Genomic DNA, 11,442 nt, shown 5'->3' with positions numbered 1-11,442 from the left:
TACAACTATTATTTTATATTTTATAACATGTTAAGTTTAAAAGATTGTCTATGTTTATTAGAAAATAAAATAAACCCTTTTAAAGGGCTAGAGTTTGAATATTTTTTCGAACCTGACGAGCATCACCCGCAACATAGAATTTAACACCGTACAATTTAACTTGATCATTTTCACCAATCACATCAACACTTTCAGGCGAAATACTGGTTAACAAGTCCTCTTTCCATTGGTCTTGCTCCAGCAATTGGGTACCCTTTGGTTCAATATAAATCTGATAAATATAAGACTCATTAGCCAAATACAGAACAAAGTCCGGTAAGAAACCAGCATAGTGAGACACATCTCCAGCAAATTCATGCAATTTTAGCTTAGTATTACGCTCATCACTACGAATCAGGTAAACATCTTTGTACTTGTTTTGCAGCTCTTCAATATAGCCTTGGATCAGTTCGATTAGACTACGTTCCAATTTATCGACAATAGCCTCGTTATAGACAAACCAAGGTGCCTTTTTATAGTCATAAGTTTGAATTAACTCATGAACCCCAGCATCAGAATAGTTAACTGGTACACGCTTCTGATAATCCTGAACGGCATCTTTAATTGGCAACCCAATAAACTTATTGGTTCCGCGTTGGCGCTTATAGTTCATGATTAACATGCGCTGAATATAGGCTAGATATTTTTCAACGACTAATAGCTGTGTTTCTCGACTAAGCACTGCATCTGAACCCATCGATACCGTCGCTTGGATTTCTTTTATTTGCCCCAACCACTGTGCCTCATACATAAACTCCGAGATAGAATTTAGCGTCGGCATATATTTTTTCATGGTATTGAATCTGAAGAAAGGATTCCGTGCCATTGCTTTTTTGACGAGGGCATCATCAATCTTTACCAGTCGTGTCTCATTCATACCAGCAACATTTTGTGTATCAAAGGCAGTTGCTTCTAGGGTTGCCGTCTCAATATTGACGGTAGGTAGTTCCGCAACGGGAACACCGTATTTTGCCAACCCATTGTATTCACTCTCAGGGACATCTTCGACGTCATTGTAATACAGCTTGCCATATTGATAGACATCGGAACGCTTAAATGACGCTTTAACTGTCGTGGTTAAAATATCAAAGTCTTTATCATCTTCAACTTGGAGCTGCATTGCTTCAAAAGATTTTGTCAGATTATCAATATATTTTTTATCATTAATCGTGTGATAGTGTAAGGACTCTAATATCTGTAATTCTGGCGTGCTATGGTCAAACCGTCGCGTAAACGATGTTGCCTCCTCATAGACGAAGGGATTGTAGCGCGCACCACGACCAATTAATTGCGCCTCACTATTGGTTTGTGTTGACGTAATGGGTTGCTCTCCAATGCGGACAATATCATACAAATTTAAGACATCCCAACCTTCAGAAAGCTTGGCGACTGCGAAAATAGCTCTAAATGGATTGCTTGGTTCTTCTAGGGTATTTAAATTACGTAAATCATTTAAGTCACCTAAAATACCATTGCTACTCGTATCATTAACATTAATTGTATTTAATGGTTGAAAATCACGTTGCAATTCCCGGACCAAGCCCCCCATATCAATTGTTTGATAATACGTATACGCTTGGCGCAAAGTAGATGATTGCGTGGTTTGGCGTTGCTTTGCAATAAATTGCGCTAGATCTTCAGTAGTTAATTTATCAAGCAGTGTCAAAAATTGATCACGGGCCGCTTTTGAAACGTCAATTTTATTTGACTTAAATAAAATAACTGGCTTAAAATCTCGTACACCCGCCTGGATCGCCATGTGCTTACGATATTGTGATAGCAATACCGCATTCAGCATCTTTTCGTTATCATCAGCATTGGCTTGTAAACGAGCAATTTTCTTTGAGTAACCAGCATTTTGAAACTCTTTTAAATCATATTGGAAGATGACTTTATCACGATATTTTTCATAAATAAACTCGTTATTTAAATCAATTGTGGCCGTGAATTCTAACTGTCGATTCGCTTTATTAGCTTGTCGAATACGGTCTAAGACATATTCCCACGCTTTATTTTTTTGATCTGCTTTACTCTTTGTGCCGGCAGAAAAATGATGCGCTTCATCAGCTAGAATAATCAACTTCTGTTTCTCTAAATCACCATAAGTTAAACCATTTTCGCGTGGTGTATTTAATTCATTTGCTAAAGTTTGGATCGTTGTGAGCCGCAAGTAGATCACGCCTGGTTCACTATTTGTTGGAAATCGGGTGACTTCTCGCAATTCAATCGGCATCCCATCAATATTGAGTGGTTGTGAAAAGAGGTACTTTGGTGACTGAACATTCAGCATGTTTTCACGAGTTTTAGCAATCACCGCGTTTGTATTAACAACAAAAAGAAAATTTTGATAGCCAAATTCATGGTAAAAATACAGCATATCGGCTGCCATCACATCAGTTTTTCCAGAACCAGTGGCCATATGGAATAACAATTGATTAAAGCGACTGGCAACATTGGTATCCTTTTGCGTGTAATTCAAGTTGTATAGTGATTGCTTTTGATAATCACGTAACTGATGCTTGAGATTGTGCTTAATGTAGTCCGGATAAACAAACGCATGTCGGGGTTCGTCGTTTTTTAAAAAGTCACTCGTATAGTCGTTAATCTCATGAACAATAGGTAAGACAAGTTCTCGTGATTTCTTTTTGGCCATTACAGATCACGCTCCCCATAAAAGCTTTTATTAAAGGCAATATCACTCTCAGACATCAGCTCTTGTACATCACGATCGTCCATATCACTGTACGCATAATACAACTGATTCTTATCAATGACCTTGACTATCAGCTGCTTTTTATCAGCCAATGACATTGATTGGTATTCAGGATCTTGCAGGACTTTTTCAACATCGACTCGGAAATCAAAATCAGCGCCACCTTCAATCATGCGATGAACAACATCTTCTAATTGCTTCGTCGTTTCGGCCTGTTGGACATCTTTGAGATAACCTTGGTTCTTTTCCATTAATTCAGCATAGACAAATGATCCGCCGCCTTGCCAATTAACGTCTTTAGAGATGCCCGTTGTATCACCATTAATAACATTAACTAACCTTTTTTTCAGTTTATACACTTGTTCATCAATCTGTTCAACTGTTATAAATCGTCTGTTCATTTTAAGTGCTGTTGCTGCTGTAGAACCGGATCCACCAAAGAAATCTAACACAATATCGTTTTCAGAAGAATATCTTTGAATAATCTCTTTTAGCATTTTTTCAGGCTTTTTCCCACTTCTCATTTCTACACCACCTTCGTGGCGAATATTTCCAAATGCTCCTGCCATATCAATAAATCCCTCAAGTGGTTTTAATTTTGTTGTAACTAAACCGCTTTGTACTGCACTTGGAACTCCTTGGAAATACTTACCTTTCGTTGCACCGACCTTTTGAGGACCAGTAAAATACCTATATTTATTTCCATCATCACCAATACCCCATACTCTATAAACAACACCATAACCATCTTCGTTGTATCTTCCGGTTAGGTAATCTCTAAAAAAACGTCCTGAAGAATTTCCATCTAAAATTGTTCCTGTGGCCCAAACTTCTTTTAACCCGTGTATGTTCGCTGTCTCTTTTTTTAAACTTATTTGATTTTTCTTAAAGATATCAACTCTCTTACCGCCAAGTTCTATGGTTTTAAAAGGTGATTCCAGCTCATCAAATGAATAAATAAATTTGGTATAGTTATAATCTTCTTGACTTTTGAAAGGATGCACTACTGATGCATTATTCTTTTTGTAATAGTGAATTTGCTCAATTTGTTTGTGATAATCCATATCCGATTTTAATGTTTTGTCTGCATATCTCACCAATATATATTGGGTAAACATTTCAGAATTTCTACCAAAAATTGAATCCATTAATACTTTAAGATAAGGACCTTCTGAATCATCGATATGAACTGCTATGACGCCCTCATCAGTTAGTAATTCTCTAGCTATTTCTAGCCTGCTTTTAATAAATGTCAACCAGGTCGAATGATTAAATTGATCATTATACGAAAAAGAGTCTGATCCAGTATTATATGGCGGATCTAAATAAATTAGTTTAACCCTGCCAGCATAAACGTCTTTTATACTATGCAAAGCAATCAAGTTATTTCCTTTGACAATCAAATTTTCGTCATCAAAATTATCAGTTGATGTACCGTCTAAATTTTCTTGATTATACTTAGTAGCATTAACAAATATTTTAGGTTCCAATAATTGATCAATTTCAGCCTTAGCTATCGTTTCATGAAAAAAAAGTTCATCAGCATCTTGTTGATCTTCTTTTGTCATACCAGCTTTTAAAACGGTATCTTTGAAGGGAAAATCTAGCACAACATCAGCAGTCTCATCAATAAACTTACCGCCAGCAGTAAGGCCAATTTTATTCTCAAATTTTGTATAGCTATCTTGCCAGTATTCTTTATACGTAAACATTTCAATAAACTGGTTTAGCTTAAACAGTTCTACACTTTTATCATCTATAACAATTGACTCCGTATAGGTGTCATGAATTAGTTGATTAGCTAGTAATGCCTTCATCAACATAGGTGTGTACGCATCAAGGTCTTCTATTACTTTATTGCGCTTTAAAGTGCCTTTATCTGAAAAATATGTGTTGCCAAAATCTTTCAAAATGGACTTTGTTGTCTCCATAATTTTTGAATCAATCATTTTTTTGCCCTCGTTTTTTAAATTGCCACCACTTTTTAGGTTTAGTTTGCGCTTCTACTGGTTCTGTTTCACTTTGGGGTGACACATCTTTTTCATCCTCACGACTCGGCATCGCTAAAGCTTTCAAATCTTTGATTTCTGCTTTGTACTCTGCTAGGAGTTTTTTATCTTGCAAGGCCAATCGTTGTTGCTGATCTAGTAACTTATGTAGCTCTCTCTTTTCAGATTGAATTTCTGATACTAAATTTCGAAGGAATTTCACTTCATCTTGTTCATCAACATCATCTTTTTTGTTGTCGTCAATATCCTCTTTTCGTTGACGGTCTCTTGTTGACGAATCGGTTGAGAACATTGATTTAATAGCTTTTTGTCCATCAACATCAACGTAAACAGTGTTGCCTTTTGTTGATGTAAATTGACGTAAATCGATTGACGTATCTCTTTTTATCTTTTGCCATATAGCCTGCTTTGAAACACCCAATTCATCAGCAAGTTCTCGAATTGTTTTTAAATTTTCACTCATGATCTATATCCTGCCTTTTAACGATTGGTAGATACTGTTCAATCGATTTTTTAAGATACTTAGCAATATTCTTTTTCGAATAGTCATCTTGTTTATCTCTGATATATGCTAAGTGTTCTTTCACGCCCTTTAAACCACGTAACTCTTTTAATTCGTCATAGAGTGGATAAACATTTTTCTGTAGCCCTGACAAAATAGCCGTATCCGTCAAATCAATATACGACAATAAGAAATGTTCCATCAGCAATTTTGTATATGGACTTTTCATAGCTTCATATACGAGGTCTTTTTCACTTTCTTCTTGCCTTATCTTACCGTCAATATAAGTTGGATCATCTAACTTGTAACTAATATCATCTGCAACTTGTTTTTTAGTGATACGAAAGACAATACTATCAATACTCCGCCCTTTTTTGAGCTTTTCGTAAGTTACATTGAAAGTTGTGTGTTTAGTAATTTCTGACAATGGTTCATTCAGTACTCTTTTTTCAAAATGATCAAATCGTTTATATTCATCAATTGTATCTGTCATTTGACGTAAATCTCGCATGCTTATTTCGGGATTACGGTAACTTTCAACCTGTTCCTCTCTCCGTCCACCTTTAACGCTGTAATGCTCGTATTGATTGTAATTCATCGATAACCAACGATACAAAATTATTGCATATTTGCTGTTCAATTCTGCAATATCTGACAAAGCATGTTGCGTAAAATTATTTTTGAGATTAATTAGATAAGGCATAATTTCACGATGAAATTCAATTTTTACTTCGTCATTATAATCTGTCCATTCCACATACGGGATCGGTACAATACTAATAAATTTAAAGCCTTTATCTTGTTCTTTTTTAATCTGAAAAAAAGCTTGTTTCTGCATTTTTTCAACGGCTTCTTTAAAACGACTATGCTTGTTGCTATCATCAACTTGAAAAAAAGCAAACAACTCTCGCTTTGATAAATAAACCGTCTGATCTTCGGGGGGATTTTCCGTATCTATTAGAGAAACGGCCAACTCAAACATTTTGAGTGGTGTCTTATCCATTTTGGCAATTGAAGTGATTAAACTGTTATGTTCGACGACTTTTCGTTTTGATAACTCATTCAAGGTGTGTACCTGCCTTGTCTTTGATTCTGGTATAATTGACATATAAATACGCTCCTTTGGGCGTGTTGTTGGATAAGCATAAAGAAAAACTTTTAGTCGGGAATTTCTTTATGCTTTTTATTATAACCTATACACCCACTTATCTAAATGAGAAGTGGGTGTATACATAGTATTTTGTGGGTGTATACATAGTATTTTGTGGGTGTATACATAGTATTTTGTGGGTACATAATCTTGTAAACCCTTGATAATATTGCCTTTCTAACCGCGCAAAAGAACAAAAGATTAAAATATAAAAGATAAACTTATAATAGGCTCCGCCTTTTTATTGATTCAATAAAATAAAAAACAAAAAGAACACCGTTGTACATAAATTTTGTACGTGGTGTTCTTTTTGTGTTGAATCATTTCAAATGACGGCTACCTAGTTATCTAACATAGATTGCCACTTATTAAGCCAATAGCGATGTTTTAATCCGTTCAATGATTATTTCTACGTCACATGGTTAAAAACGCTTAGACGGGCAAATAAGCCGTTATAACGTTAAAGACTGGGTCCTTTAAAAAGATCACGCGTTAATTCAATGATTCGATTAATTAGTGCTTTAACTTGTTCGATACCGCGATCTAATCTAGTTGGCGCTATTTTCGTATCTGGATCTGCTCTAGCTGTCGTCAGTGTTTTTAACCATGACTGGGCTACTTTTTTATTTTTTGTAAGTTCTTCATGATCTAGCTTATAAAGGACATACCGAGCCTCCACATCCGTATGGGCTATCTTGTCGACACCATAATCATTTTTAAGCATGTCTCGCATGGCATAATCCAGCTGTTGCTGTTTTCGCTGTCGCTTCTGAAGCGCTTGATGCGTTTCTTTCAGGTTTTGATAGTCTGCTTGGACGTCTCCTAATTGCGCTTTGACTTGGCCTAATGTTTGCTTGAGTTCTTCTGTCTCATGCTGGCTTTGTAAGGTGGCTTTCTTCATCGTGGCTAACACGTTTTTAAAGCGATCTAAGTCATCTGGCTTCAGCACCGTCTTACCAAAGAGGTTTTTAGATAAGGCTTGTTTAAACGCATCAATTTGTTTTTCGGCTAAGTCAACTTCCGTTAAGGCTTGATCCGTGATTTTAAGTACGGCCTGTTTAGCCCTAATATTGTCTTCAACGTCAGCTAGTTCGTTTTTTAAGGCGTTAAACTGATCATTGTATTTTTTGATTTCAGCGACATTCTCAAATGGTAAGGTTTTGTTATTTAAAATCCCTTGTTCATAAAAGGGCAGCACCTTTTTTAAATGTTGATCTAAATCATCATGAAAGGTTTGTAAATCATGGCGTGTGAGTACTTCTTTAGCGGATACTTTATAACGTGACTTTTTATCATCAAAAACGACGGGGACAAAGGCATAGTGCAAGTGAGGGGTTGTCTCGTCATAATGCACCACAGCGGCCACGGCATTTTCTTGACCATAACGTGCATTAAGAAAATTGGTGGTTGCTTCAAAAAAGGCGCTCTGTTGCTCGTAGGGGGCTTCTGTGAGTTCTTCAGGTAAAGTGACTATCCACGTCGCTAACGCCTTCACATCGTCTCTTTTCATGCAATAAACGTTATTTAAACGCGCATTGAAGCGTGAAAGCATATCAGAACCATCCGCCATGAGATCTTGATTCAGATAGGATTTCGACCCATCAATTTCTTTGTTCGTGTGATGGTCGGTTTTACGTTCAAAGTGAACCGCTAAACCAGGGACTGCGCCACGGGTATTTTTCTTTAAATGCGCCATCAAAAATGCCTCCTCAAAAAGGGTTTTCCAAGACCAGTATAACACCGTTAAAAATCTGGTATAGCCTGTTATACCAAAATAATATTTTGGACAGGCTCTGCGAGGCACGTCATCGACAAGCGATGACAGTAGCGTTTCCCCTTCCTACTGGGGAAACTGCTATTTTTTAGCGCCTATTATCCGGCTAGAAAAACCTCCGGCGGGTCACGCCGTGACGGGGCAATTTATCATTGCAGGATCACCTTCAGCGGGAGCATGTCATGCAGAACGCTACCCGCGCGGGGCAAGCTGATGTCAGCTTAACCACATTAACGTTTTCCTTAACACCAGAACAAAGTGAACAGATTGACCAGGCTGTTTATGCGGTTGTCCTGGCCAAAAATTACAAAACGACCTCTTTCTCAATTGATGAGAAGTTAACGTTGTCTGACAAAGAAGTCGCCCAACACAAATTAGTGGTCCGTTTACGCCTCCGCAAAAAGCACAAACAGCCGTCTCATAAACCGCTCACGGACTAAAATTTCACAAATAACAAAAGGCTAGTTGTAGGGATTATGAGAGCTAGACCAATTATTTTAAGCTCAATTCACAAGAACAGATCACAGAAAAAGCGCCAAACCCTATGAAATTAAGGTTTGGCGCTTTTAAATTGGCATAAGCTACATTATGGTAATTCGTTAAATTAGTAATACCCATATGGACTATATTGGTGTCCAGGTTTAGGTTGCGTCTTGCCATTCAATTGATCTAGAACCTTTTGAGGGTCGGCTGGATGGTATACATGTCCAATTACCCCTAAAACGTCGCCAATCCAATGTCATCCGCTAATTTTGTTGCACTCTGAATTAGATAACTTTTTATAGTTACTTAAATAGCTTTTCATAATATCGACTATGAGCGTAACATGATTAAATAGTTAAGATAATTACACTCTTCAGAATGCTAATATTATTCATAATTACTAAAAAGTGCTAGAATCTGAGATGAAGAGTGATCATTCATATCCTGTAATTTCAATTTTCAGTAAGTACACTGCTAAAAATATAGAGGAAAATTAAAATGGAACAGTCCAATAAAAAATATTTCTTTGATGAGCCAGCTTTTGATCTACATGATGGCGGATATGTACCTCTCATAGTAAATAATGCCCCGGAAATGCCTTTAAATATACCACCTATTTTAAAAGCAGATAGAGAGTCTAAAAATGATATCTACTATACCGTCACTGCAAAATCAGGGAAATCGCAAATATTGCCAGGGGAAAAGACACAGACATGGGGTTATAATGCTAATTTTTTAGGTAAGACTATTATATTTCACCGCGGTCAAAAAAATCATATCACTTTGAAAAATGACCTGCCAGAATTAACTACTTTTCATTGGCATGGAGCTGATGTTAGTGGCCCTTATGTTGATGGGGGTTGTCACGCGCCTGTTTACCCAGGGGAAATCAAACATATTAATTTTACGTTGAATCAGCCCGCTGCGACATTATGGTTGCATGCTCACCCATGTCCATCCACAGCAGAACAGGTGTGGCAAGGATTAGCTACAATGGTTATTGTTCAAGATGAGCATGAATCTCAATTATCAATACCAAGAAATTATGGAGTAGATGATATTCCAATTATTTTACAAGATAGACATTTTCACAAAGATAATCAGTTTGATTATCGTGCCGATTATGATCCTGATGGTGTTGCAGGTCCCACGGCTGTTATCAATGGAACAGTCAACCCATACTTCGATGTCACAACACAAAAAATAAGGTTACGTTTTCTAAATGGTGCTAACCGTCGGGAATGGCGTTTGCATTTTTCCGATGATTTGCCATTTGATCAGATTGCGGGAGATTGTTCTCTATTACCCAAGCCAATCAAGCTGACAGGTTTAATGTTGAGCTGTGCTGAACGTGCAGAAGTCATTATTGATTTTAGCCAATATCATGAAGGTGATGAGGTAACCTTATATACTGATCAAGTGCCACTATTAAAGTTCCGCATTCACAATTTCGCAAAAGATACTACAAAGATTCCCGATCATTTAATTAATTTAAAGAAACCGGCAGTTGAAACGTCATTACCCATTCGACATGTCGTCATGCAAGGAATGGATGAAAGTGTTGCCATAGATGACAAGAAATTTGCTATGGAACGCATTGATGCCGAGCAAATAGTTGGAGAGTATCAGTATTGGGATGTCACGAATAGTAACGAAAAACCGGGAATGGTTCACCCATTTCACATACACGGCACTCGCTTTTTAGTACTAACACGTAATGGAAAAGATCCATATCCAAATGAGAACGGTTTCAAAGACACCATTGGAGTTAACCCAGGGGAAACTGTTCGAATACTAGTTAAGTTTGATTTACCTGGTATTTATATGTATCATTGCCATATTTTAGAACATGAAGATGGCGGTATGATGGCACAAATAGAGATAGTAGATCCAAAAAAGCCGCATCAGAAGTATCAGTTAATGGATATGAATACTTTAATGAATGCGTTAGCTGAGGAGCGTGGTATTGAGTTATCTAATCTTTGGATGGCAGGTATGGAGTCGTACGAAAAAATGGGAATGAAAATGTAAGATTTTGCTAGAATACTTCCGATGACAAATGGTTGATCAATCATATTCGCTGTTAAACTATTGGTATGTTAAGATTAAGGGAACAGCATATTTAAAAACAAAACATCACTTTAACTACACTACAGTTTGCTCTTATACTAAAAAAATGGACTATTTTTATTCAGTCCGTAAAATGAAAGTATAGGAGTATTTTTATGTCAATTCGTTATTCACAATATTTCAAAGATTCATTGGTTAAACTTCACCAAGAAGGACGTTAACTTAAATCATTAGCAAAGGTATTTGGGCCTTCAAAAGATTCTATTGCTATTTGGCTTAAACAAGCTACCCCAATCATGATCAAGGGTCAGTCAAAGACTTTTAAAGACGTCAAGCACCTAGAGAAGCGTGAAGAAGTTTATTTGAAGGCATAGCAAACATCAACTGAAGTCCAAGCAGCCGTTGGTTGGTATATCAATTTTTATAATCGCAATCCTATATCAAATGTCGCCTAATTAACTGAATAAAAATAGTCCAATTTATTGATTTATGAGCACATGGAAATGCAACTAAAGCACAACTCATCGCTCATATGCTTCTTTTGTCCATTCTGGTTCTAGCTTTTTATATTAATGACCAATGGTTTGGGGTTGGTATCGGACTTGTAGCTTCACTATTTTTGCAAGGTCCTATTGTTGATTTAACACACAAAATATTCTTTATAAAAAATTAAATTGAATAGAAAAAGACATAACGCAAGTT

7 protein-coding genes are annotated in these 11,442 nt (G+C 36.7%); 2 read left to right on the top strand and 5 right to left on the bottom strand.

Annotated elements, in window-relative coordinates:
- Window positions 1-79: 79 nt before the first annotated feature.
- From FGL80_RS08865 to mobV, 5 genes are all read right to left on the bottom strand, one after another.
- Window positions 80-2,692 (bottom strand): DEAD/DEAH box helicase family protein, encoded by a 2,613-nt coding sequence (locus tag FGL80_RS08865; protein ID WP_147002024.1) that lies wholly within the window; start codon window positions 2,690-2,692, stop codon window positions 80-82.
- Window positions 2,692-4,701 (bottom strand): DNA methyltransferase, encoded by a 2,010-nt coding sequence (locus FGL80_RS08860; RefSeq protein ID WP_147002023.1) that lies wholly within the window; start codon window positions 4,699-4,701, stop codon window positions 2,692-2,694. Before FGL80_RS08860 ends, FGL80_RS08865 begins: the two co-directional genes overlap by 1 nt.
- Window positions 4,694-5,224, bottom strand: coding sequence for a helix-turn-helix domain-containing protein (locus FGL80_RS08855; protein WP_147002022.1), 531 nt, complete (start codon window positions 5,222-5,224; stop codon window positions 4,694-4,696). The genes FGL80_RS08860 and FGL80_RS08855 overlap by 8 nt, the downstream gene beginning before the upstream one ends.
- Window positions 5,217-6,371 carry a RepB family plasmid replication initiator protein gene (locus tag FGL80_RS08850; protein ID WP_147002021.1) on the bottom strand — a complete coding sequence of 385 codons (1,155 nt, stop codon included), beginning with the start codon at window positions 6,369-6,371 and terminating at the stop codon, window positions 5,217-5,219. Before FGL80_RS08850 ends, FGL80_RS08855 begins: the two co-directional genes overlap by 8 nt.
- A 502-nt stretch (window positions 6,372-6,873) precedes the next feature.
- Window positions 6,874-8,109 carry a MobV family relaxase gene (gene mobV / locus FGL80_RS08845; RefSeq protein WP_147002020.1) on the bottom strand — a complete coding sequence of 412 codons (1,236 nt, stop codon included), beginning with the start codon at window positions 8,107-8,109 and terminating at the stop codon, window positions 6,874-6,876.
- Window positions 8,110-8,369: 260 nt separating this feature from the next.
- Here mobV and FGL80_RS08840 point away from each other — a divergent pair, with 260 nt between their 5' ends.
- Together FGL80_RS08840 and FGL80_RS08830 are read left to right on the top strand one after the other, a co-directional pair.
- Window positions 8,370-8,627, top strand: coding sequence for a hypothetical protein (locus FGL80_RS08840; protein ID WP_244297974.1), 258 nt, complete (start codon window positions 8,370-8,372; stop codon window positions 8,625-8,627).
- A 541-nt stretch (window positions 8,628-9,168) separates the two neighbouring features.
- On the top strand, window positions 9,169-10,701 hold the full coding sequence (locus FGL80_RS08830) for a multicopper oxidase family protein (protein ID WP_147002019.1): 1,533 nt from the start codon (window positions 9,169-9,171) through the stop codon (window positions 10,699-10,701).
- Window positions 10,702-11,442: the final 741 nt, after the last annotated feature.

The organism is Leuconostoc lactis, assembly GCF_007954625.1.
Lineage (GTDB): Bacteria > Bacillota > Bacilli > Lactobacillales > Lactobacillaceae > Leuconostoc > Leuconostoc lactis_A.
The sequence above is the reverse complement of the archived record's forward strand: the minus strand, read 5'-3'. Positions and strand labels throughout refer to the sequence as shown.

Coding starts and splice junctions, on each gene's coding strand:
- FGL80_RS08865 (WP_147002024.1), bottom strand. CDS start 2,692: ATGGCCAAAAAGAAATCACGAGAACTTGTCTTACCTATTGTTCATGAG.
- FGL80_RS08860 (WP_147002023.1), bottom strand. CDS start 4,701: ATGATTGATTCAAAAATTATGGAGACAACAAAGTCCATTTTGAAAGAT.
- FGL80_RS08855 (WP_147002022.1), bottom strand. CDS start 5,224: ATGAGTGAAAATTTAAAAACAATTCGAGAACTTGCTGATGAATTGGGT.
- FGL80_RS08850 (WP_147002021.1), bottom strand. CDS start 6,371: ATGTCAATTATACCAGAATCAAAGACAAGGCAGGTACACACCTTGAAT.
- mobV (WP_147002020.1), bottom strand. CDS start 8,109: ATGGCGCATTTAAAGAAAAATACCCGTGGCGCAGTCCCTGGTTTAGCG.
- FGL80_RS08840 (WP_244297974.1), top strand. CDS start 8,370: ATGCAGAACGCTACCCGCGCGGGGCAAGCTGATGTCAGCTTAACCACA.
- FGL80_RS08830 (WP_147002019.1), top strand. CDS start 9,169: ATGGAACAGTCCAATAAAAAATATTTCTTTGATGAGCCAGCTTTTGAT.